We start from the raw sequence: 22,196 nt of genomic DNA, 5'->3' as shown, positions 1-22,196 counted from the left end.
ATCTATTACACACCCATTCGCTGGCACGTACTCAAGTACGCACCGGCTACCGAATTTCTTGACGACCATAGAGCATTGGAACCACCTGATCCCATCCCGAACTCAGTAGTGAAACGATGCATCGCCGATGGTAGTGTGGGGTTTCCCCATGTGAGAGTAGGTCATCGTCAAGATTCAAATTCAGAACCCCCATCTGCAAACGCAGGTGGGGGTTTTGTCTTTCTGGTGATGAAAACATCGCACCTCACAGGACCGGATTTATCCGGGAAGAGGCCGCCCGTCTCGCGAATGAGTTCGCTCCTGCTCATTCGTCGGGACTGAAGTCCGTGTCTGGCGAATATCACGCGAGGGTGGCGCTCCGAAGCGGCGTGCGTACTCACGACTGAATTGCGAAACGCTTTCATACCCGACACGCAATGCCGCGGTATTGGCGTCCAGTCGTTCCGTGAGCATCAGGCTGCGCGCAGCATGCAGACGCAGAGTCTTCTGATATTGCAATGGACTGGTGCCAGTGAGCTGGCGGAAGTTATGGTGCAGGGTCGAGCCAGCCATGCCTGCAATTTCTGCGAGTTCGGCAATGCGCAAAGGCTTGGCATAGTTACGTTTGAGCCAGTCGATGACCCTCACGATTCCGCGTGAACGATACCCTTCTCGTACTATCCAGCGTAACCAGTCTCCCGCTTCGCTGAGGAGCAGCCGGAGGCAGACTTCTCGCTTGACCAGTTCTGCCATGAGCGGAATTTCCTGAGGTCGATCCAGTAATCCCACCAGCCGGTTGAACACATCAATCAACTCCTCCGATGCTTGCCCGGCAGCGTAGCAGCGAGTCGGAGTAGCGCTGCTATCGATCACAGGCATGCTCTGGACAACATCGTGAAGAATCGCCATATCGAGTTTCAATACCAATGAGAGGTAAGGACGCTCGGCAGTGGCCTCTATGACTTTTGCGGTGGTGGGAATATCAATCGAGGTGACGAAAAAGTCGCCTGGCACGGACAACAACTCTTCATTGCCGAATACCGTGTGCTTGGTGCCCTGAACAATCAGCGCCATACAGGGTTCGTAGACGCAATAGGTCGGTAACCCCGGCGCCTCCATGCGATAGAAGGTCAGGCCGTGAATGGCACTGTGGTTAGCCTCTCTACCGGCAGTATGGGCCAGCAACCGCGAGGTAAGCCGCTTCAGACCATCGCCTTCCCGACCGGGACTGAGGGCAGATAACGCCAACGATTGATTCATGAACGTAACCCTGCAAAGACGAAGATTGCAGTGTGCGTAGAAGATGTCATCCGCTCAAGTGTGTCGGCAGGATTGTGCAAAAAGAGTATCGGATTGTGATCACTCCTCTCAAAAGTGCTCGTCTATCTTGAGGCTCTTCCTGTTGTTACCCACGAAATTGAGCAAGGAATCTGTGATGGATCGGCGTGATTTTCTCAGGCTGTCGGCAGGCGGGGCACTTGCGGCCACATTGTTGCCCATGACTGGTAATGCCCAGGCCTTGGCCAGCGTGCCATTTGGCGAACGCGGCAGTGTGCTGCCTACTCGGGGCAATGTGGTACGTACGGGGCTGCCTTCAAATCCGGCCCGGCATAACCTTCGTTACATGACCCCTTACCGCTTTGGCATGGGCGGGACGCAAATCGGTAACATTTTCGCCCCCATCAGCGATGAACAGGCCGCAGCCGTCTTGCAGTCGGCCTGGGATTCCGGCGTGCGACTGTTCGATACATCACCTTTCTATGGATTTGGCCTCAGCGAATATCGCCTCGGGCGTTTCCTGCATAACCGGAACCCGGATGACTATGTTGTTTCCACCAAGGTCGGGCGCGTGTTCAAGGCGGCTGGCAAGCCCGTTGGCGATAGCTCGATCTGGACCTCTCCCGCACCTTTTGAATACCGCTATGACTACACGGCAGCCGGAGCCAGACGTTCTGTCGAGGACAGCCTGCAAAGGCTTGGTCTTGCGCGTATCGACGTGGTTTTCATCCATGATCTGTCGCCCGACAACACTGAGTTGCAAGGCGGCTGGGAGGAGGCCTATCGGGTTGCCCGCAGTGGAGCCATGCGGGAACTGGAAAAAATGCGCGAAGAGGGCCTGATCAAAGCCTGGGGATTCGGAATCAACCGGCCTGATGCAGCCGTTCGCGCCGTGGAGCATGACGACCCTACGCCGGACATCGTCTTGCTGGCTTGCCAGTATTCGATTATCGATCACGAGCAGGCGCTTGACCGGACACTGCCAGCGTTGGCCAAAAAAGGCACCAGCGTGGTGATGGGGACTCCGCTCAATGACGGTTTCCTTGGAGGCGGTCGGCGTTTCAACTTTTCGACTGAATTGCCGCCGCTTGCTGTCGAGCGCCGCGCCAGGCTGGCTGCTATAGCCGATCGTCATGGCATCGACATGCGCACTGCTGCATTGCAGTTTGCTGCCGCGCACCCGCTGGTGTCGGCCATCGTGCCTGGCTCCCGCGTGCCGGGACAGATCGCCAGCAATGCCCAGTCCATGAAGGTCGCCATCCCGGCTGACTTCTGGGCCGAGCTCAAGCATGAACGCCTTATCGCCGGGCATGCCCCGGTTCCGACCTGACGCGAACATGATCTGCGCGCCGATGCTCCGCCATTCACTGTGCTGTGTTTATTAAATCTGGAGAGGCCCCATGCGAGACATCGCATCCATCTATCGTCGTGACGCACTGAAGTTGCTTGGCGTCGGTGCCGCTGCCTCGCTGGCGGGAACATTGCTGCCGTCATCACTGGCCAGTGCCGCCGTGCCTGCTGCGGCCTTGCCCCGTGGTTTGATTACCCGTCGCATACCCAGTACCGGAGAGGTTTTACCCGCCATCGGGCTGGGCACTTTCCTGACGTTTGACGTTATTGCAGGTGAGCCACGCGAGTTTGTCCGTCAAGTGTTGCAGGCATCCTGGGAGCAGGGCGTGCGCGCCATTGATACCTCGCCGCTGTATGGCACCGGGGAAGTCAGTGTGGGGGATTACGCCACGGCACTGGGGATCGGTGAGCAGCTTTTCATCGCCAACAAAATCTGGTCGACGGGGGACTTTCTGGCTGATGAAAGCCATGCACTGGCCAGTCTGAGACAGTCGGAAAGCCGCCTATGGCGAAAGCGTATCGATCTGATGCAATGCCATAGTCTGGTGAATGTCGAGGTTATCGCGCCGTATCTGAATGCCTGGAAGAAGGAAGGGTTGATTCGCTACACCGGCGTCACCCATTACCTGAACGACTATCTACAGGCGCTGCAAGGATGGGTGGAGAAAGGCGGGCTGGATTTCGTTCAGGTGCAATATTCGATTTTCAACCGCGCAGCCGAACAGCGAGTGTTGCCCGCTGCTGCCGACAAGGGCGTGGCGGTACTGACCAATATGCCATTCGAGAAAGCGCGTCTGTTCAAGCTGGTTGAGGGGCAAGAAGTACCGGCTTTTGCACGCGAAGCCGGCATTCGTAGCTGGTCGCATTATTTCCTCAAGTGGGTCATCTCGCACCCGGCAGTGACCTGTGCATTGCCGGCAACCAGCAATCCCGAGCATGCTCGCGAGAATGCCTTGGCGATGTATGGCGAGCTACCCGACAAGGCCCTGCGCGAGCGAATGGTGCGGCATGTCGAAGGGCTTCCTGGGTTTGGTGACCTGGCCAAAATGGCTCCTTATCCCGGCAAGCGTTATCCGGGAATCATTGCGCGGGCTCAAGGCGCGTTGCGCACTCGTTTGAGCGACGGTTAAGGCCAGGAGATAAGGGCGGCTGTACTTTGTGGGGATCATGGGGCGCGATACATACAGCGTTTGCCAAACGCCCCAAAAACCATAAGAATCGCCGCCCCTGTTTATTGCCTTACGGACGCAAGCCGAATCATGAATCACCTGCCCATTGCCAAAGAAGCCCTTATTGCTCAGGCCCAGGCTATCAGTCAGTTGGCAGACCGTCTGGATGGAGAGTTTCAGCGAGCCGTTGAACTCATCCTCGGTTGCAAAGGGCGTGCAGCCGTCTGTGGCATGGGCAAATCCGGCCTGATCGGCAAGAAGATGGTTGCCACCTTCGCCTCCACCGGCACGCCGAGTTTCTTCCTGCATCCGGCCGAAGCCTTTCATGGCGACCTGGGTATGCTCAAGCCTGTCGATGTTCTGATTCTGATCAGCTACAGCGGCGAGACCGAGGAAGTGGTCAAGCTGATCCCGAGCCTCAAGTCTTTTGGCAACCAGATCATTGCAATGACGGGCAACGGTAAATCCACGTTGGCCAGGCATGCAGACATCTGGCTGGATATTTCGGTCGACCGCGAGGTGTGCCCAAACAACCTGGCCCCCACAACCTCGACTCTGGCGACCATGGCCATGGGCGATGCACTGGCAGTAGCCTTGATCGAGGCCCTGCAATTCAAGCCGATGGATTTCGCCCGCTACCACCCCGGTGGAAGCCTGGGGCGCAAGCTGCTGACCCGCGTCAGCGATGTCATGCATTCGCCTGCTCCGCTGGTAAGCCCTGCGACCAGCTTTCACGATTGTCTGCTGATGATGACCCAAAGCCGTCTGGGGCTGGCTCTGGTCGTGGAGCAGGGCGCTCTGGTCGGGATTGTCACTGACGGCGACCTGCGTCGTGCATTGCTTGAGAATCAGGGTGTGCTGGGTGAAAACGTGGCCAGCTTCATGACATCCAGCCCGCGGACCATCAAGGCGGATGCGCAGTTGTCCGAAGCCGAAGCCTGCATGATCGAAAACAAGATCCGTGCCCTGGCCGTTATCGACGATAACAATGCCGTGGTGGGAGTGGTCGAGATCTTTGACTGAGCGCTGTCATCGATCCGAGTTATTGAACGCTGTCATTTCCTGCAAGAGCAGCGTCATGAGCCGGCTGGCACCGACACTGAGCTGACGGCCCAGGCGGCTGATCAGATGAGTCTGGGGGCTGCTGAATACTTCGTGCTGCAACGGCAGGGCCAGCAGTTTTCCGGCTTTCATTTCCTCTTCGATCACGAAGGTGGGCAGCATCGTGACTCCGCCATGCATGGCGAAGTGCTTGAGCATCGCAAAGGTATTGCACGTCAGTACGGGTTTCACTGACACGCCCAGTTGATGCTCGGCCTCCAGAAGAATCTGGCGGATGCCGTAGGACACGCCCGGCAGGGCCAACTGATAACGATCAAGGCCCTTGAGTTCGAGTGGGCCTTTCTCCTGGGCCAGTGGATGATTCGGGCCGGTCACCACGCAGACGGGCTGTCTCTGATGAGCGTGGGAGCGGATTTTCGGATCTGCGGCCGGATTGAATACCAGGCCGATATGCGCTTCATCCTCCACCACCTGGCGAATCACTTCATTACTGCCGCAGACGTTCACGATCAGTTCTATCTTGGGATAGAGCAACGAGAACTTTGCCAGCGGCTGCGCCAGGCTTTCAAGAAAACCTTCTCCCGAAACCAGCGTCACCGAGCCACTGTGCAACCCGCGCAAGGCCTGAATGGATTCAAGCAGGACTTCCTGCTGGGTGAGCCGTTGCCGGTAATACGCCAGCACCTTGTCGCCCGCTTCGGTAGGTTTGACGCCCCGGCGATGCCTTTCCAGCAGCGGTGAGCCCAGCTCCTGTTCCAGTTGGGCGATCTGGCGGCTGACGGCAGAAGGCGCGACGTTCAGGAAGTCAGCGGCAGCCCGGACACTGCCCAGGCGCACTGCTTCAAAGAAATAAAGAATCCGTCGATCCTGAACGAGGCTCATGATTTTACCTGTGTTGCGGTAAAGGCAACATAAATTCAATTTTTGGATTATTGCTGATAGGGGTGAGCGCTGTCCATACTCGATACATCAGCAAACGGGAGGGCTTATGACAGCTCTTTGGCAGAGTCTGCGCCAACAGGCGCAACAGCTTGGTGAACGTAATCCGGTACTTGCCCTGCATGCACATGACCGGATTCTGGCGCATTCGTCCTTCGAGTCTGCGCTGGCAGCCAATCTGGCCCACCAGCTACAGGACAAAGTGCCTGATGCCGACCTGCAGAGCTGGTTCACGGCCATCCTGCGGTCCAATCCGGCCATCGCCGAAGCAGCGGCTGCCGACATCAATCATCTGGTTATCGTCAATCCTGCCTGCCCCGATCATCTGACTGCATTTCTGACCTTTCGCGGTATCCAGGCCGTGCAGGCCTATCGCATTGCCCACTCGCTCTGGAACGACGGCGACATTCAAAGTGCCGTGCTGCTGCAGAACTGGGCAGCCAGCGCCTGGAGCATCGATATTCATCCCGCTGCCCGGCTCGGCAAATCCCTGTTCGTCGATCACGGCATAGGGCTGGTGATTGGCGAGACTGCTGTGGTCGAGGATGAAGTCAGCCTCTGGCATGGCGTCACCCTGGGCAGCACGCTCAGCGAAGCCGGTGATCGTCACCCCAAAGTCCGTCGCGGCGCGCTGATCTGTGCCGGTGCGACCGTACTGGGCAATATCGAGGTGGGCGAGCGCGCCATCGTGGCCGCCAACTCCGTTGTGCTCAAACCCGTGCCCGCAGGCGTAGTAGTGGCAGGCACGCCTGCCAGACCCGTCGGTAATGCACCCGCTTCACTCGCTACCTTCACGACAAAATCACAATAAAGACTCAGGGATAGTTCGCATATGGCAGCAGTCGCTCAGTTTCCCCAAGGTATCGATCATCCGCTGGTCACGGTGCGTGACCATGCACATGCGCTGCAACTCTATCGGAAAATGGGCTTCATGCCGTCCCCGGTCAGTTATCACCCATGGGGCAGCGTGACCTCGCTGATGATGTTCGAAAGCAACTTCATTGAACTGATCGGCATCGATGATCCCGAGAAGTTCGGTACCAATTCGGTCAACGGCTTCTGCTTCGGCCGCCAGCTAGGTGAGTTTCTGGATCGTGGTGAAGAGGGCGTTTCGCTGGTGGCCTTGCACAGCAAGGATGCCGACGCCGATCACGCTCGTCTGGTCGAAGCGGGCTTGCCCAGTCAGGGCCGGATTGATTTCCGTCGCAGCATGACGTTGCCTGACGGTCGTCCCGATGAAGCGGTGGTATCCCTGGGCTTGTTCATCGACCCGGCGCTGCCCGATGCCTCGAATTTCATCTGCCATCAGCATCGCCCCGAACTGATCTGGGTGCCGGGCTGGCAGAACCACTGCAATGGCGTGGACGGGATTTTCAGCGTGACCTACCTGGCTGATCCGGCAGAGCTGGAGCCACGCTGGAAAGCCCTGTACGGCGATGCTGTCACCTACATCGGCAACATCCTGCAAGCCGATACCCGTTGCGGCCTCCTGCGAGCCATGGATGCCGCCACCGCAGCCACTCAATACCCCGGCGTCAGGCTGCCCCACGTTGCGAGCGAGCGCGCTCACGCCATTGCCATCGGCCTGCATACCAAAAGCCTGGACACGGTGCGCTTCATCCTCGAACACAACGGCGTACCTCACGAACAAGTGCCGGGCCGCGTCATGGTTCAGCCCGAAGCGGCCGGCAACGTCATTCTTGAATTTGTACAAAACCTTTAACCGAGATACGGAACATGACTTTGAAAGTAGGTGTGATCGGACTGGGCAACATGGGCGGCGGCATGGCTGCCACCCTGGCGGGCAAAGGCTTTGATGTGAGCGGTTTCGACCTGTCTCAGGCCGCACTGGCGCAAGCCGAAAGCAAAGGCGTGAAGCCGGTTGCCGATCGCAAGCAACTGATTCAGGCGTCGGACATCCTGATCCTGTCGCTGCCCAAGGCCGAGCATGTCGAGTCGGTTTGCCTGGGCGAGGGCGGCATCATCGAGTTCGGGCGCAAGGGGCTGGTTGTCGTCGACACCACCACCTCAACCCCGGAAATGAGCCGCAAGGTGGCTGCCGAACTGTTGAAAACCGGCGTGGCCTTTATCGATGCCCCGGTTTCCGGCGGCCCGAAAGGCGCAGCGACCGGCACCATGTCCATGGTGATCGGTGCTCAGGACGATGACCTGGCCCGTGTCATGCCGGTGCTTGAAGGTATGAGCGGCACCCGCGTTCACGTTGGGCAATGCGGGGCCGGCAACGTCGCCAAGATCGCCAACAACATGCTGGCAGCCTGTCACCTGATCAGCACCGCCGAAGCGGTTGCCATGGCGGCCAGGGCCGGTGTCGATCCGGAAAAACTGCTGCAAGGCCTCAACGCCGGTTCTGGCCGCAGCGGTGCTACACAAGTCATGTTTCCGACCTGGGTTCTCAACAAAGCCTACGACTCCGGTTTCACCATGGGCCTGATGCGCAAGGATGTCGGCCTTGCCAGTGATCTGGCGGACAGCCTGGACATGGAGCTGCCGCTGTCACGTGTGGTCGCACAACTGTGGAAAGCCAGCAGCGAAACCCTGGCAGATAACGAAGACTTCTGCGCAATCGTGCAGCGTACCGATGCCCAACTTTATGGCCGTGGAGAGTAACCGATGAGCACTGCAAAAATCCTTGATCTGCTGCGTCCTTACTGGGGCGATCGCAGTGTCATTGCCAGCTACGTCGGTGGCGAATTCGTCGAAGGTCACGGTGCTCCGGTAGAAGTGCGTAATGCCCATGACGACAGCGTGTTGCTGACCTTCCCCGATGCCGATGAATCTCTGGTCGAACTGGCCGACAAGGCCGCAAAGACCGCTCAGGCTCAATGGTGGGCACTGACCGCTCAGGCCCGTGGCCGAGCCATGTACCAGATCGGTTCGCTGATTCGCGAAGAGCAGGAAAACCTGGCGCAGATCGAATCCCTGACCGCCAACAAGCCGATTCGCGATGCTCGTGTCGAAGTGCTCAAAGTGGCCGAGATGTTCGAGTACTACGCCGGCTGGGCTGACAAGCTGCATGGCGAGATCATTCCGGTTCCGACCACGCACCTGAACTACGTGACCTACGAGCCGCTGGGCACCGTATTGCAGATCACACCCTGGAACGCGCCGATTTTCACCTGCGGCTGGCAGATCGCGCCTGCGATTGCTGCCGGTAACGCGGTCATTCTCAAACCGTCCGAACTGACGCCCCTCAGCTCGCTGATGATCGGCGTGCTGATCGAGCGTGCCGGAGTGCCGAAAGGTCTGGTCAACGTCATCGCCGGCTTCGGTCACTCCATTGGCCAAGCCTTCATCGCCAAGGCCGATATTCGCAAGGTGGTGTTCGTGGGCTCGCCTGCAACCGGTCGCCATATCGCCGTTGCCGCTGCTCAGCGTTGCATTCCGGCAGTGCTGGAATTGGGTGGCAAGTCGGCCAATATCGTGTTTGAAGATGCCGACCTGGAAGTCGCCTTGCGCGGCGCTCAGGCAGCGATTTTTTCCGGGGCAGGGCAAAGCTGTGTATCCGGTTCGCGCCTGCTGGTGCAGGAATCGATCTTTGAAAAATTCACCAATGCCCTGGCCGTGGCCGCCACGCAGTTCAAGGTCGGTGACCCGAGCGATCCTGAAACCCAGATCGGCCCGATCAACAACGCCAAGCAATACAACCATGTGAAAACCATGGTCGAAGGCGCACTGAAAGACGGCGCGAAGCTGGTTGGCAAAGATGCCGACCCGATCCCGAGCAAACCGGGTTACTACGTCAATCCGACAGTACTGGCTGGCACCAACGACCTGTATTGCGCCCAGGAAGAAATCTTCGGGCCGGTGGTCGTGGCGATTCCGTTCAAGGACGAAGAAGACGCCATCCGCATCGCCAACGACAGCCGCTTCGGCCTGGCCGGTGGCGTCTGGACTCGTGATGTCGGCCGTGCTCATCGCGTTGCCAAACAGGTGCGCGCCGGGACCTTCTGGGTCAACGGCTACAAGACCATTCACGTCAGCTCGCCGTTCGGTGGTTACGGTGAAAGCGGTTATGGCCGTTCCTCGGGCCTCGATGCGCTGCGTGAGTACAGCGAAGTGAAAAGTGTCTGGGTTGAAACCGCCGCCAAGCCTGCCGCAAGCTTTGGTTATGGCGCGAGTCTGGAGTAACAGTGATGAAAATTTCCAAAGCCCTGATCGATCAGGCCACGGTCTGGCGCCGCACCATCCACGCGGCCCCCGAGCTGGGTTTCCAGGAGCTGCAAACCTCCGATAAAGTGGCTCGTCTGTTGACCAGCTTCGGCGTCGAGGTCCATCGCGGCCTCGGCGGCACGGGTGTTGTCGGAACCCTGCGTAACGGCGACGGCCCGGTCATCGGCATTCGTGCCGACATGGACGCGCTGCCGATCCAGGAGCTGGGCGACACCGCGCATAAGTCGGTACACAAAGGCTGCATGCATGCCTGCGGTCACGATGGCCACACCGCGATTCTGCTGGCGACTGCCCGTCACCTGTCCGAAACCCGCAAATTCCGTGGCACGGTACATTTTGTCTTCCAGCCAGCCGAAGAGAACCTGGGTGGCGCCCAGCGCATGATCGAGGACGGCCTGTTCGAGCAGTTCCCGATGGATGCGATCTACGGGCTGCATAACTGGCCGGGCGTTCCGGCAGGTAATGTCGTGATCAATCCCGGTCCGATGATGGCTTCGCTGGATACTTTCGAGATCACCCTGACCGGTAAAGGCAGCCATGCTGCCATGCCGGACAAGGGCACAGACCCGATCGTTGCGGCTGCCGAACTGGTATTGGGCCTGCAAACCATCGTGTCGCGGCGTCTTTCGCCGCTGGATTCGGCGGTGGTCAGCATCACCCAGTTCAATGCCGGTGAAGCGATCAACGTCATCCCTGAAACAGCCGTGTTGCGCGGTACGGTGCGTTGCTTGCAGACGCCGGTGCGGGCCAAGGTCCAGCAACTGATCGGCGAATTCGTCGAGCGTTTGCCGGTGGCTTTCGGGGTGCGTGGCGAGCTGGTCTATAACGTCGGTTACCCGGTCACCGAGAACCATGTCGAAGCAGCGGCCACGATTCGTCGGGCGGCTGTTGCGGCGGTGGGCGAAGCCAATGTGCAATGGGGCTGCAACCCGTCCATGGCATCCGAAGACTTCGCTTTCATGCTGCATGCCTGCCCGGGCGCTTATGTCTGGCTGGGCGTGGACGGGGAGAAACCTTCAGCCGCACTGCATAACCCGTATTACGACTTCAACGATCAGGTGATCGAGCCTGGCGTTGCGGTATGGACGGCGTTGGTGGAGCAGTGTTTGCCGGTGAGTTGATTATTTTCATGTATCTGTCGCGGCCAAGGCCCCTCCCACAATTTCAGTGGGAGGGGCCTTGGCTGCGACTATAGCAATCAGCATTCCACCAGATTCACCGCCAGCCCGCCCCGTGAGGTTTCCTTGTACTTGTCGTGCATGTCGGCACCGGTATCGCGCATGGTGCGGATGGCGTGATCCAGTGAAATGAAGTGCTCGCCATCACCGCGCAGTGCCATTTGCGCGGCATTGATTGCCTTGACGGCGGCAATGGCGTTGCGCTCGATGCAAGGGACTTGCACCAGCCCGCCCACCGGGTCGCAGGTCAGGCCAAGGTTGTGCTCCAGGCCGATTTCCGCGGCGTTTTCCACTTGCTCGGGCGACGCTCCGATAATCTCGGCAAGGCCGGCTGCGGCCATGGCGCAGGCGGATCCGACTTCGCCCTGGCAGCCCACTTCCGCGCCCGAGATGGATGCGTTTTTCTTGCACAGAATGCCCACGGCAGCGGCGCTGAGGAAGAAACGCACCACGTCGTCTTCATTGGCAGCCGGGTTGAACTTCATGAAGTAATGCAACACCGCAGGCACGATACCCGCTGCGCCATTGGTGGGTGCAGTCACCATGCGACCACCGGCGGCGTTTTCTTCGTTGACCGCCAGAGCGAATAGGTTGACCCACTCCATGGCGCTGAGGGTCGAGCCGATCACGTTGGGGTTGTCGAGGTTCTGCAGGTTCTGATGCAGGCGGTGGGCACGACGACGGACTTTCAGGCCGCCGGGCAGAATCCCTGTTTCGTTCAGGCCTTTGTTGACGCAATCACGCATCGCTTCCCAGATGACCAGAATCTTCTCGCGGATCTCCTCTTCGCTACGCCAGGCCTTTTCGTTGGCCATCATCAGGCCGGAAATGCTCAGGCCATGGGTCTTGCACAGCTTGAGCAATTCGGCGCCGCTGGAAAAGTCATAAGGCAGGACCGTGTCATCGTTGTCCAGCACGCCACTGGCAGCTTGCGCGGCGTCGATCACAAAGCCGCCACCGACCGAATAGTAGGTCTGCTCGTACAGCTCGCCGGTCGCGCCATAAGCGCACAGCGTCATGCCGTTGGGGTGATAAGGCAGGCTTTCGTCCAGCAGGCACATGTCGCGCTGCCAGAGGAACTTGATTTCCCGCTCGCCAGCCAGCAGCAACAGACCGTTTTCCAGCAGGGCGTCGATGCGTTGATTGACCTGGCTCGGGTCGATCCGGTCCGGCCATTCGCCGAGTAAACCCATGACAGTGGCACGATCGCTGCCATGACCGATGCCTGTTGCCGAAAGAGAACCGTACAATCGCACTTCGATCCGTTCTACGCTATGCAACTGGTTGCGGTTGCGTAGATCAGTCACAAACAGCGCCCCGGCCCGCATCGGTCCTACGGTGTGCGAACTGGAAGGGCCAATGCCGATTTTGAACATGTCGAAGACGCTAATAGCCATCACGGAGGTCCTGCAAATGAGTTTCCATGGGAGTCATGGGCTCCCTGTTCATGGCTCTCATAGTTGGCTCGGGGCCTCCAAACGACAAACGATTGTTCCTATGCAACGCTTTAGCGGAACTCTTCAATGAGCAGAATTTTCAATGCGCAGATGCACGCCTGGTTACAAGTGTTCGCCTGTGCGGCCAGGCACCTTTCCTTCACCCGTTGTGCCGAAGAGCTGCATGTAACGCCCGGTGCCATCAGCCAGCAGATGCGTCAGCTCGAAGAGCGTCTGGGCTTTGCCCTGTTTCATCGGGTCGGGCGCGGGCTTGAACTGACCGCCGAAGGGCAGCGGCTGGCGCTGGTGGCCAATGAAGTGCAGAGCCGTATCAGCGATGAACTGCGCCTGCTGCATTCCGGGCGGATCGGCGGCGTGTTCAAGCTGCGTTGCATCCCTTCGTTTCTCGGCAAATGGCTGATGCCAAGGCTGCCGCGTCTGCAGGAAGCCTTTCCCGATATCCAGTTGCGGATCATTGCCGAAGACAGCAGCGGTTCGCTGCGAGATGACGACTTCGACCTGGCCATCGATCTCAACGACGGCAGCTATCCGGGGTTGATGACCACGCCCTTGCTGGAAGAAGAGTTATTCCCTGTGTGCTCGCCAGCGCTGCTGGAAGGCAAGCCGCCTCTGGATACTCCGAGCCAGTTGGTACACTTCCCGCTGCTCCACGACATCACGGCCTGGCGTGGCAGTTATGAATACGCCGAGTGGGAGTTTTACCTGGCGGCCATCGGTGCGGCCGGGATCGATGTACGGCGCGGCCATACCTTCAATCGCAATCACCTGACCATCGATGCTGCAAGAATGGGCATGGGCGTGGCCATTGCCCGCAAGACGCTGATTACCGACGAATTGGAGCAGGGCTCGCTGATCGTGCCTTTCGGGCATCCGATCAAGGCCAAGAAAAAGTACGTACTGGCTTATCGTGAGGGGGCGTTGAGTACACCGTCCCGCCGTGCGGTGCACGACTGGCTGGTCAGCGAAGCGACACAGGACAAATGAAAAGGGCGCGTCAATCGACGCGCCCTTTTCATATCCGCTCAGCAGAGATCAATGGAACATTTCAGCGATCAGTACTGCGCCGATGAAAGTGCCGAAGTTGGCGAGGAACGATACCAGCACGATCCTCCAGCCCAGGCGGCGGAAAGCTGGCAGGTCCTTGGCAATCGACAGACCGGCGAAGGTCAGCATGGGGGTAATCACGGCGAGCATGTTGATCGAGCTGGTCAGCCTGGAGATTTCCGCTGCGAACGGGCATGCAGGCGAGGTCAGGAACATCGCCACCAGCGACACCATGCACACGGCCGGGATCTTGCGGCGCAGCAGGTTGCACAGCACTTCACCCGCAAAGGCACAGAAGATCATGATGCCCATGCCGGTCAGGGCATCGGTGGACAGGGTCTTGTAACCGACATAGTTGGCGATCAGCGCCAGCGCACCTGCTGCCAGCCACGCGCTGACCTTACCGGCCCAGCTCAGCTCTGGGACTTCCAGAGAGACGTCCTTGCTGCTGATGTTTTCGCTGGTAATGGACGCCTTGGTGGTACGGCCGATCAGCGGCTCCAGCACCCGGTAGCCCCAGACCGCCAGCGGCAAGGAGATGAACAGGGTGAAGTAAGTGCCGATAGTGGTGGTGATCAGGTTGGAGGCTGCCGCCAGCGTCATGACTTCCTTGGCGACTTCCGGCGTCTGCTGCGCGGCGATGGCACCGGCTGCGGCGGCCATCATGCTGCCCGAACCAATGCCCGAGCCCATGGCCAGAGAGTTGGGGTGGAAGATGCCGAGGCTGGTGATGAAACCGGCCACGATGGCAATGAACAGGGCGCCGAACAACGTACCGGTCAGGTATTCGGCCAGTACGCCGCGACCTTCCGGAGAATCCATGCCATAGCGTTCACCGATGATCGCCAGGCTCGGCTCACGGCCGACGGAGAAGGTTGCACCGATGGCTTCACGCTTGATGCCCAGCATCAGCGCGACAGGCAGACCGAGGATCACAGTGCCGACGAAATGGCCGAACTCCTGGAACAGCAACGCCCAGCCAGAGGCGAAGACCACAGGCAGCGAACCGCCGACCACCAGACCAAGCTTGGCGATAAAGATCAGCAGGGCGGGTTGCAGGATGGAGGCCGAGCGCAATTGTGTGGCGTGGTCGACACCGATGGTGCCTGGCATCCGGCGGCTGGCGATACCGATCACCGCACCCAGCACCAGTGCCCAGACCATGGGCAGCAAGACGACTTTGCCAGGACCGAGAGGGATGCTGATGGCACCGATCAGCTCGGCGGCGATAAGGATTATCGCGGCCCAGGTATACAGTTTTACAGTGGCTGAGACAGCCTGCTTGTCGCCCGTCACTGCGGCCTGTGAGTGTTGCATGATGATCCCCTTGCCTGCTGAATGACCTTTAAGAGGCCTTATCAATCGTTGTTGTGCTTTTCAGGTGGGCGCGTTGTGGCGCCCGGGGCAGCTTTAAAAGTCCATGGAGCCCATGGAAGCCCTTGTGGGGCTGAATATTCTTGTAAGGCCGCGGAGTGATATCGGCCCAGGCTGCTGTGAACCTTTGGGTGCGAGTATGCAGAGCAGCATGCTGCACACCAATATTGCGAACTTTATTTATCGTTGCCTTAAAGTGAACACAGAAAGTAGGGTTTTCAGGATGCCCAGGCGGGGGAATGCCGATCAGTTAAGGTCATAAATCACTTTGTGGGAGGCAGCTTGCTGGCGACTTCATACAGACGCAGAATATCTGTCAGTTTTCAGGCCTTTTCGCCAGCAAGCTGCCTCCCACAAGTTTCGTTTGTGCCTTAATTGTTACTACACCTCGGCGTATGGAAGTTACAGCCCCAGCGCCTCCAGTGACCGGCGCTGGGTATCGGCATACAGTTTCAATTCATTGATGGTCTGACGTCCCAAGGCTTTCTGGAATTCGTCCTGATTGGAGCTGGTCGCGTAATGCGACTGTGAGTCGTCGCCCAGGTTGGACTGGAAGATGCCCGCGGCGCTGACCGGCAGAAAGTCTTCATACACCAGTGGCTCGTAGCGAATGTGACCGCCCTCTATCAACTGCTCCAGATCACCGCTCTGTGGGATGGGGCCTTTTCCGGTGGGGAAGTAACGGAAGTAGGCCAGATCCTGATCGCGCATTTCCTGATAGCTGTCGGGGAAGGCCTGGAAGGTTTTCTCCAGCAATCGGGCATAACGCACCGAGTTGGCTTCGTTGGGGAATTCGCCCAGTTCATCGCGGGCCGCATTCAGCAACTGGTCGTAGAGTGCCCGGCCTTTGGGTGTCAGTGCTGCGCCGCGCTGTTCTATTTCACCGAAGCGGGCCGAATGGCTGCCGGACTCGCCGCTGAAAGTGATGGCTTCTTCCAGTGCCTTGAAGCTGGTCTGGCGCAGCAGAATCGGGCATTGGCGACGGGGCGGGCCTTCCACCACGGCTTTGGGTGTGATGCCTTTGCCAGGCATGCCAGCCTGAACGGCATCGATATCCAGCGTGCGCGGGGTGAGGTGGTTGATATGCGGGCCTCTGAAGGCGACGACATCGGCAATCAGTCGATGCTGGGCATTGAGCTGTTTGTAGTCCTGTAGCGAAACCGTTGCGGTGTTATGCCAGCGGAAGGTTTCCAGCGCCTCTTGTACGAATTCGCTCGCGTCCGACTCGTTCAGGCCGCCTTGCTGTTCGTGCTTTTCAATCAGCGCCAATGCTCTGGGTGTGAAGATCATCCGCTGGGCCAGAACCTCAGCAGCAAAGGTGCGCAGCTTATCGTTTTCGATCAGCTCAAGGCGCAGCAGCGAGGTGAACACGCGGAACGGGCTGACTTGCAACGACTGCTCGTGTACCGCCCGAAACGCGGTGGAGTGAACCGGCACACCGGCAGGCGTCAGGTCGTAATAACCCACAGGCTCCATGCCCATGACCGCGAACAGGCGGGCGAGGGTTGCCAGTTCCAGTGCCGTACCGACACGAATGGCGCCATGGCGCTCCATGTCCAGGCGCTGGATTTCGCCCGTCTGCTTCAGGCTCTCCAGAACTCTGGGCTGATGGGTCATGACTCCGTCGTTGACCTCGGAAACCAGCTCCATCAAGGTGCCGTAAAGCGGGACTTCGGTCTTGTACATCTGCGACATGGCGCGGGAAAAGCTGGCTCGAATGTCATCACGGTTTGCAAAGGTTGCAGTGCTCATCTGGATCGTTTCTCCGCACAAATTCCAGTTCAGTCGAGGGCAGCCAGGCAGCGCTCGAAAATATCCAGCCCTTCATTCAAGACTTCCGGCTCGATGGTCAAGGGTGCCAGCAGGCGAATGATGTGCCGTGACTTGCCGCTCGGCATCAGCAACAACCCGGCATCTCTGGCCAGTTGCAGCAGTTGCGCCAGTTGCTGGGTGCCCGGTGCGCCTTCGGGGGTGATCAGTTCAATGCCACGCATGGCGCCGACGCCGGTCAGCCTGCCCAGGTAAGGCGACAGCTTTTGCTCCTGCCAGGAACGGTAGCGGCTGAGGATGATGTTTTCCTGTGTTTCGCCCCAGCGAGACAGGTTTTCGTCGCTCATTTGCGCCAGCGACGCCAGCCCGGCCGCGCAGGCGATGGGGTTGCCGGAATAGGTGCCGCCCAGGCCGCCTTTGGGCAGGGTGTCGAGCAACTGCTTGCGGCCCACCACTGCGCCCAGCGGTATGCCGCCTGCGATGCTTTTGCCGAGCAGAATCAGGTCCGGCTCGATCCCCAGGCGGCTGAACGCGAAGCGCTGTCCGGTGCGACCGAAGCCGGACTGGATCTCGTCGGCAATCAACACAATGCCCTTGTCATCGCAGAACGCGCGCAGCGCCTGAGCGAACTCGGGCTCCATGGTCAGGAAGCCACCTTCGCCCTGAACCGCTTCAAAGATAAAGCAGGCAACGTCGCTGACATCGAGTTCGACACTGAACAGACGCTCCATGGCCTTCAGCGCTTCGGCGGTGGTGACGCCCGTATCCTTGCTCGGAAAGGGGATGTGATAAACGGTGCCGGGCAGTACGCCGATACGCTGTTTGTAGGGCGCGACCTTGCCGTTGAGGTTCAGGGTCGCCAGGGTACGGCCATGAAAGGCGCCATCGAAGGCAATGACCGCCGTACGACCGGTGGCACTGCGCACGATCTTCAAGGCGTTTTCCGCCGCCTCGGCGCCACTGTTGGTGAGCATGCCGCTGAAGGGATAGCTGACCGGCACAAACCGCTCAAGCGTGTTCATGAACTGAATGTACGGATCATGGGGCGTGGCGTTGAAGGCGTAGTGGGTGAGCTTTTCGGCCTGTTCCTGAATGGCCTTGACCACCAGCGGGTTGCAGTGGCCCAGGTTCAGCACGCCAATGCCGCCGACAAAGTCGATATAACGCTTGCCGTTCGTGTCCCAGACTTCGGCGTTCTTGCCGTGGGAAAGGGTGACAGGGTGAACGAATGAAATGGACGCGCTGATATTTTCGTTGCTCACTGGAAACGCTCCGGCAACCAATCACGGCGGGTTCTATGGACGGTGTTCGGTGGCATACGCAAAGACATGGGGGCATCCTGCTGTGTTGAACGTTGCGTCTATCTAAACGAACAACGGACATGCCCCGCAAACGAAATAAAATCGCCGTGTCATTCCAATAATTCTGAATGTCGGGCTTTTACCCGCTGTTTTATCCACTCCACGAACGCCTTGACCTTAGGCACTTGCGCCGCATGTTCGGCATGAGCCAGAAAATGCGAGCCATCGCTCTGCATCGGGTGGTCCCAGGCAATCACCAGCTTGCCTTCGGCCAGTTCTTCGTTGACCAGATAGCGCGGAATCAAGGCAATGCCGCAACCGGCCTGAGCGGCACGAATGCACATGTAAAAAGTGTCGAAACGCGGGCCGTGATAGCTGCTTTGCGAATGCAGGTTCTGCTCCAGAAACCATTCATGCCAGGCCTCGGGACGCGAGGTGCATTGCAGCAGGGTATGGCCGGTCAAGGCCTGGGCGCTCGGGATGCCGTTGCTGGCCAGCAGGTCCGGCGCACACACCGGTACCATTTCCTCCTTGAACAGCTCGATGCAAGTAGCTCCGGGCCAGGTGCCCTGACCGAAAAAGAACGCCACATCGGCCTTGGCCCTGACCAGATCGAAGGGTTCCAGCTCGCTGCGGATATCCAGGTGAATGCCGGGGTTCTGGCTGCCGAAGCCCTTCAGGTTCGGCACCAGCCAGCGGTCGCCGAACGTCGGCTGGGTGGCGATTTTCAGTACCTCTGTCTCGCCGCCATAGGTCAGGATGTAGCGGCTCGACATGTCGACCTGAATGAGGATCTTGCTCACCTCGGCCATGTACAACTCGCCTGCCGGAGTCAGGTGCAGACGACGGCGGATACGCTGGAACAACGGGTGGCAGAGCATCTCTTCCAGTTGCGCGACCTGCTTGCTCACGGCGCTTTGGGTGAGGTTCAGTTCCTGGGCTGCACGAGTGAAGTTCAAGTGACGGGCCGAGGCTTCAAAACACTGCAAGGCGGTCGTTGAGGGCATCAAACGCTTGGACATTACCGGTTACCTGTTGACGTGCGGGGTGGTTCATTCCAAAACGGAATCATGTTTTTCTAAATGGTCGTTTGTGACAAGGACTGTTGCGGATCAATACTGATCCACATCAATGATTTCAACCAGTGTCATTTGCAGGAGAATCAATGTGGTTGCCAATTTGTTAGCAAGCCTGGGCGTAGCGAAAAATGCATACACAGAAGGGGGCTACCCCGTCTACACCCCTATCGATGGCAGCCAGATTGCTTCCGTCAGCCTGGAAGGCAAGGCGCAGGTCGTGTCGCGCATCGACAGTGCCCACAGTGCATTTCTGAAGTGGCGCACCGTACCGGCTCCACGCCGTGGCGAGCTGGTGCGTATCTTTGGTGAAGTGCTGCGCGAACACAAAGCCGAGCTGGGCGAACTGGTGTCCATCGAGGCCGGCAAGATCACTCAGGAGGGCCTGGGTGAAGTGCAGGAAATGATCGACATCTGCGACTTCGCCGTCGGCCTTTCCCGCCAGCTGTACGGCTTGACCATCGCCTCCGAGCGTCCTGGCCATCACATGCGTGAAACCTGGCATCCACTGGGCGTGGTCGGTGTCATCAGCGCCTTTAACTTCCCGGTAGCGGTCTGGGCCTGGAACACCACGCTGGCGCTGGTCTGCGGTAACCCTGTGATCTGGAAGCCTTCGGAGAAAACCCCGCTGACCGCTCTGGCCAGCCAGGCCCTGTTTGAAAAGGCCCTGAAAATCTTCGGTGATGCGCCTGAAGGTCTGGCACAACTGATCATCGGTGATCGTGAGGCTGGCGAGGCGCTGGTCGATGACCCGCGTGTCGCGTTGGTGAGCGCCACCGGCAGCACCCGCATGGGCCGTGAAGTAGGCCCGCGTGTCGCGGCTCGTTTCGGTCGCAGCATTCTGGAACTGGGCGGCAACAACGCCATGATCCTGGCCCCGAGTGCCGATCTGGATCTGGCCGTGCGCGGCATTCTGTTCAGTGCGGTGGGCACTGCTGGCCAGCGCTGCACCACGCTGCGCCGTCTGATCGTGCATCGCTCCATCAAGGACGAAGTGGTTGCCCGCGTGAAAGCGGCCTACGGCAAGGTCCGTGTCGGCGACCCGCGTGAAGGCAACCTGATCGGTCCGTTGATCGACAAGCAGGCTTTTGCGGCCATGCAGGATGCACTGAGCAAGGCCCGTGATGAGGGCGGCCAGGTATTCGGCGGCGAGCGCCAGTTGCAGGACAAATATCCGAATGGCTACTACGTGACCCCGGCGATCGTCGAGATGCCGGCCCAGAGTGATGTGGTGCGTCACGAAACCTTTGCGCCGATTCTCTACGTGCTGACTTACGACGAGTTCGAGCAAGCGCTGCGCCTGAACAACGAAGTGCCACAAGGCCTGTCGTCCTGCATCTTCACCACCGACATTCGTGAGGCCGAGACTTTCCAGAGTGCTGCCGGCAGCGACTGCGGCATTGCCAACGTCAACATCGGCACCAGCGGTGCCGAAATCGGCGGCGCATTTGGTGGCGAGAAGGAAACCGGTGGCGGGCGTGAATCCGGCTCCGACTCCTGGAAGGCCTACATGCGTCGTCAGACCAATACCGTCAACTATTCCCGCGAGCTGCCGCTGGCTCAAGGGATTGTTTTCGACTGACAGACAGGGCATCAGGCTCGCCCGGCGAGCCTGAAACTTCATGAGGCTGGAGTTCTGCAATGACGCAATTTCGTCAAGGGTGCCTGTGGGAACAACTGACGCCGCAACGGCCGAGCTACCCGCCGTTGACCGGTGAGCTATCCGCCGACGTTTGCGTGATCGGGGCCGGTTTTACCGGTCTGTCCGCCGCCCTTCAATTGCTGGAAGGTGGCAAGTCCGTTTGTATCGTGGAAGCCCATCAAGTGGGCCACGGCGGCTCGGGGCGCAACGTGGGGCTGGTCAACGCCGGGACCTGGGTTGCGCCGGACGAGCTGGAAAAAGTTCTGGGCAGCGCTGAAGCCAATCGCCTCAATGGCGCATTGGGTGCTGCGCCGGCCCTGGTGTTCTCCACCATCGACAAGTACAACATCGACTGTCAGGAAACCCGCACTGGCACCTTGCATATGGCGCACAACGCCAAAGGGCTGGCTGACCTGCGCAGCCGTGCCGAGCAGTGGCAGCGTCGTGGTGCCAATGTCGAGCTTTTGACCGGCCAGACCTGCGAAGACGCCTGCGGCACCGACAAGATCTCCGGGGCGCTGCTGGATCATCGGGCCGGGACCGTCAACCCCATGGCTTATGCCTCGGGCATGGCGACCAATGTGGTTGCCCGTGGCGGCTTGCTGTTTGGTGACTCGCCGGTAACCGGGCTGCAACGCACGGACGATGGCTGGAAAGTCTCCACCGACAAGGGCAGCGTGCGGGCCGAAAAGGTCGTCATCGCCTCCAATGCCTACACCGAGGGCGAATGGACGGATGTGAAGGATCACATTTTTGCCGGTTACTACTATCAGGTGGCCTCGCTGCCGCTCAGTGGCCCCGAGCAGGAAAGCGTGCTGCGCGGTGGGCAAGGCTCATGGGATACGCGCACGGTATTGAGCAGCATTCGCCGTGATGCACACGGACGCCTGTTGCTGGGTAGCCTGGGTAATGCCGGCAATTACCCGCTGTGGTTCATTCGTCAGTGGGCCGACCGCATTCAGCAGCATTACTTTCCGCAACTGGGCAAGGTCGAGTGGCAATGCACCTGGACGGGCCGTATCGGCTTTACGCCAGACCATTTGCTGCGTCTGTTCGAGCCAGCCCCCGGCCTCCTGGCCGCGACCGGTTTCAATGGACGGGGTGTCACCACCGGAACATTGGTGGGCAAATGCTTTGCCGATTACCTGCTGACCAACGATGCCAAGGCCCTGCCAGTCAGCTTCTCGAAGAGCAAGACGGTACTGGGCAGTTCATTGCGTACCCTGGCTTACGATGCGGGTTTTACGCTGTATCACGCCGGGCAATGCCTGCGCGTCGTACTTTGATTTCTTAAAAGAATAAAACGCCATACAACAATAAATTTCATTCAATTTCTGCTGCCGTACGAAATCGATTCAAGGAAATACAAATGGCAAGTTTCATACT

Annotated in this window: 18 protein-coding genes and 1 rRNA gene; 12 read left to right on the top strand and 7 right to left on the bottom strand. The window is 59.1% G+C overall.

The genetic code is table 11. The features are described 5' to 3' along the window. Positions 1–57 precede the first annotated feature (57 nt). Positions 58–173 (top strand): 5S ribosomal RNA (gene rrf, locus JL015_RS21655). Positions 174–258: 85 nt separating this feature from the next. Here the strand turns inward: rrf and JL015_RS21650 are convergent. Next, the gene (locus JL015_RS21650) at positions 259–1,239 is read right to left on the bottom strand and encodes an AraC family transcriptional regulator (protein ID WP_201019884.1); all 981 of its coding nucleotides are present in this window, start codon (positions 1,237–1,239) and stop codon (positions 259–261) included. A 175-nt stretch (positions 1,240–1,414) separates the two neighbouring features. Here JL015_RS21650 and JL015_RS21645 point away from each other — a divergent pair, with 175 nt between their 5' ends. From JL015_RS21645 to JL015_RS21635, 3 genes are all read left to right on the top strand, one after another. After that, complete coding sequence (locus JL015_RS21645) at positions 1,415–2,587, top strand: aldo/keto reductase (RefSeq protein ID WP_201019883.1); 1,173 nt, start codon at positions 1,415–1,417, stop codon at positions 2,585–2,587. Positions 2,588–2,657: 70 nt separating this feature from the next. Beyond that, positions 2,658–3,737 (top strand): aldo/keto reductase, encoded by a 1,080-nt coding sequence (locus JL015_RS21640; RefSeq protein WP_201019882.1) that lies wholly within the window; start codon positions 2,658–2,660, stop codon positions 3,735–3,737. A gap of 129 nt (positions 3,738–3,866) precedes the next feature. Continuing rightward, a complete protein-coding gene (locus tag JL015_RS21635; protein WP_201004562.1) occupies positions 3,867–4,799 on the top strand; it encodes a KpsF/GutQ family sugar-phosphate isomerase in 933 nt (310 codons plus the stop codon). 6 nt (positions 4,800–4,805) lie between these two features. On the opposite strand, the gene JL015_RS21630 is transcribed toward JL015_RS21635, so the two are convergent. Next, positions 4,806–5,720: a LysR family transcriptional regulator gene (locus tag JL015_RS21630; RefSeq protein ID WP_201019881.1), complete on the bottom strand. Its 915-nt coding sequence runs from the start codon at positions 5,718–5,720 to the stop codon at positions 4,806–4,808. 106 nt (positions 5,721–5,826) lie between these two features. Between JL015_RS21630 and epsC the strand changes: the two genes are divergently transcribed. The 5 genes from epsC to JL015_RS21605 are packed head-to-tail and all read left to right on the top strand — an operon-like array spanning position 5,827 to position 11,089. After that, positions 5,827–6,588: a serine O-acetyltransferase EpsC gene (epsC, locus tag JL015_RS21625; protein WP_201019880.1), complete on the top strand. Its 762-nt coding sequence runs from the start codon at positions 5,827–5,829 to the stop codon at positions 6,586–6,588. A gap of 21 nt (positions 6,589–6,609) precedes the next feature. Next, positions 6,610–7,500 (top strand): VOC family protein, encoded by an 891-nt coding sequence (locus tag JL015_RS21620; RefSeq protein ID WP_201019879.1) that lies wholly within the window; start codon positions 6,610–6,612, stop codon positions 7,498–7,500. Positions 7,501–7,514: 14 nt separating this feature from the next. Continuing rightward, on the top strand, positions 7,515–8,405 hold the full coding sequence (locus tag JL015_RS21615; protein WP_201004554.1) for an NAD(P)-dependent oxidoreductase: 891 nt from the start codon (positions 7,515–7,517) through the stop codon (positions 8,403–8,405). A gap of 3 nt (positions 8,406–8,408) precedes the next feature. Next, complete coding sequence (locus JL015_RS21610) at positions 8,409–9,926, top strand: aldehyde dehydrogenase family protein (protein WP_201019878.1); 1,518 nt, start codon at positions 8,409–8,411, stop codon at positions 9,924–9,926. 5 nt (positions 9,927–9,931) lie between these two features. Further along, entirely contained in the window at positions 9,932–11,089 is a 1,158-nt protein-coding gene (locus JL015_RS21605) for a M20 aminoacylase family protein (protein ID WP_201004550.1), read from the top strand. Positions 11,090–11,166: 77 nt separating this feature from the next. On the opposite strand, the gene JL015_RS21600 is transcribed toward JL015_RS21605, so the two are convergent. Then, on the bottom strand, positions 11,167–12,543 hold the full coding sequence (locus JL015_RS21600; RefSeq protein ID WP_201019877.1) for an L-serine ammonia-lyase: 1,377 nt from the start codon (positions 12,541–12,543) through the stop codon (positions 11,167–11,169). 126 nt (positions 12,544–12,669) lie between these two features. Here JL015_RS21600 and JL015_RS21595 point away from each other — a divergent pair, with 126 nt between their 5' ends. Next, positions 12,670–13,587: a LysR substrate-binding domain-containing protein gene (locus JL015_RS21595; protein WP_201004546.1), complete on the top strand. Its 918-nt coding sequence runs from the start codon at positions 12,670–12,672 to the stop codon at positions 13,585–13,587. Between the two features lie 48 nt (positions 13,588–13,635). Here JL015_RS21595 and JL015_RS21590 read toward each other — a convergent pair whose 3' ends face one another. The 4 genes from JL015_RS21590 to JL015_RS21575 form a co-directional block, all read right to left on the bottom strand. After that, positions 13,636–14,964 carry a DUF3100 domain-containing protein gene (locus JL015_RS21590; RefSeq protein WP_201004544.1) on the bottom strand — a complete coding sequence of 443 codons (1,329 nt, stop codon included), beginning with the start codon at positions 14,962–14,964 and terminating at the stop codon, positions 13,636–13,638. A gap of 459 nt (positions 14,965–15,423) precedes the next feature. Continuing rightward, positions 15,424–16,773: a 2-oxoadipate dioxygenase/decarboxylase HglS gene (hglS, locus tag JL015_RS21585; protein WP_201019876.1), complete on the bottom strand. Its 1,350-nt coding sequence runs from the start codon at positions 16,771–16,773 to the stop codon at positions 15,424–15,426. Between the two features lie 29 nt (positions 16,774–16,802). Beyond that, positions 16,803–18,053: a 2-aminoadipate transaminase gene (locus tag JL015_RS21580; RefSeq protein WP_201019875.1), complete on the bottom strand. Its 1,251-nt coding sequence runs from the start codon at positions 18,051–18,053 to the stop codon at positions 16,803–16,805. Positions 18,054–18,202: 149 nt separating this feature from the next. Beyond that, positions 18,203–19,114: a LysR family transcriptional regulator gene (locus tag JL015_RS21575; RefSeq protein WP_201019874.1), complete on the bottom strand. Its 912-nt coding sequence runs from the start codon at positions 19,112–19,114 to the stop codon at positions 18,203–18,205. 145 nt (positions 19,115–19,259) lie between these two features. On the opposite strand from JL015_RS21575, the gene amaB reads away from it, so the two are divergent. Next, complete coding sequence (gene amaB, locus JL015_RS21570; RefSeq protein WP_307726272.1) at positions 19,260–20,750, top strand: L-piperidine-6-carboxylate dehydrogenase; 1,491 nt, start codon at positions 19,260–19,262, stop codon at positions 20,748–20,750. A 59-nt stretch (positions 20,751–20,809) separates the two neighbouring features. Beyond that, positions 20,810–22,096 carry an L-pipecolate oxidase gene (amaA, locus tag JL015_RS21565; protein ID WP_201019872.1) on the top strand — a complete coding sequence of 429 codons (1,287 nt, stop codon included), beginning with the start codon at positions 20,810–20,812 and terminating at the stop codon, positions 22,094–22,096. The last annotated feature ends 100 nt before the right edge of the window (positions 22,097–22,196 follow it).

This window comes from Pseudomonas cichorii, from assembly GCF_015471405.1.
GTDB classification, from domain to species: domain Bacteria; phylum Pseudomonadota; class Gammaproteobacteria; order Pseudomonadales; family Pseudomonadaceae; genus Aquipseudomonas; species Aquipseudomonas serbiensis.
The sequence above is the reverse complement of the archived record's forward strand: the minus strand, read 5'-3'. Positions and strand labels throughout refer to the sequence as shown.

Coding starts and splice junctions, on each gene's coding strand:
- JL015_RS21650 (WP_201019884.1), bottom strand. CDS start 1,239: ATGAATCAATCGTTGGCGTTATCTGCCCTCAGTCCCGGTCGGGAAGGC.
- JL015_RS21645 (WP_201019883.1), top strand. CDS start 1,415: ATGGATCGGCGTGATTTTCTCAGGCTGTCGGCAGGCGGGGCACTTGCG.
- JL015_RS21640 (WP_201019882.1), top strand. CDS start 2,658: ATGCGAGACATCGCATCCATCTATCGTCGTGACGCACTGAAGTTGCTT.
- JL015_RS21635 (WP_201004562.1), top strand. CDS start 3,867: ATGAATCACCTGCCCATTGCCAAAGAAGCCCTTATTGCTCAGGCCCAG.
- JL015_RS21630 (WP_201019881.1), bottom strand. CDS start 5,720: ATGAGCCTCGTTCAGGATCGACGGATTCTTTATTTCTTTGAAGCAGTG.
- epsC (WP_201019880.1), top strand. CDS start 5,827: ATGACAGCTCTTTGGCAGAGTCTGCGCCAACAGGCGCAACAGCTTGGT.
- JL015_RS21620 (WP_201019879.1), top strand. CDS start 6,610: ATGGCAGCAGTCGCTCAGTTTCCCCAAGGTATCGATCATCCGCTGGTC.
- JL015_RS21615 (WP_201004554.1), top strand. CDS start 7,515: ATGACTTTGAAAGTAGGTGTGATCGGACTGGGCAACATGGGCGGCGGC.
- JL015_RS21610 (WP_201019878.1), top strand. CDS start 8,409: ATGAGCACTGCAAAAATCCTTGATCTGCTGCGTCCTTACTGGGGCGAT.
- JL015_RS21605 (WP_201004550.1), top strand. CDS start 9,932: ATGAAAATTTCCAAAGCCCTGATCGATCAGGCCACGGTCTGGCGCCGC.
- JL015_RS21600 (WP_201019877.1), bottom strand. CDS start 12,543: ATGGCTATTAGCGTCTTCGACATGTTCAAAATCGGCATTGGCCCTTCC.
- JL015_RS21595 (WP_201004546.1), top strand. CDS start 12,670: ATGAGCAGAATTTTCAATGCGCAGATGCACGCCTGGTTACAAGTGTTC.
- JL015_RS21590 (WP_201004544.1), bottom strand. CDS start 14,964: ATGCAACACTCACAGGCCGCAGTGACGGGCGACAAGCAGGCTGTCTCA.
- hglS (WP_201019876.1), bottom strand. CDS start 16,773: ATGAGCACTGCAACCTTTGCAAACCGTGATGACATTCGAGCCAGCTTT.
- JL015_RS21575 (WP_201019874.1), bottom strand. CDS start 19,114: ATGTCCAAGCGTTTGATGCCCTCAACGACCGCCTTGCAGTGTTTTGAA.
- amaA (WP_201019872.1), top strand. CDS start 20,810: ATGACGCAATTTCGTCAAGGGTGCCTGTGGGAACAACTGACGCCGCAA.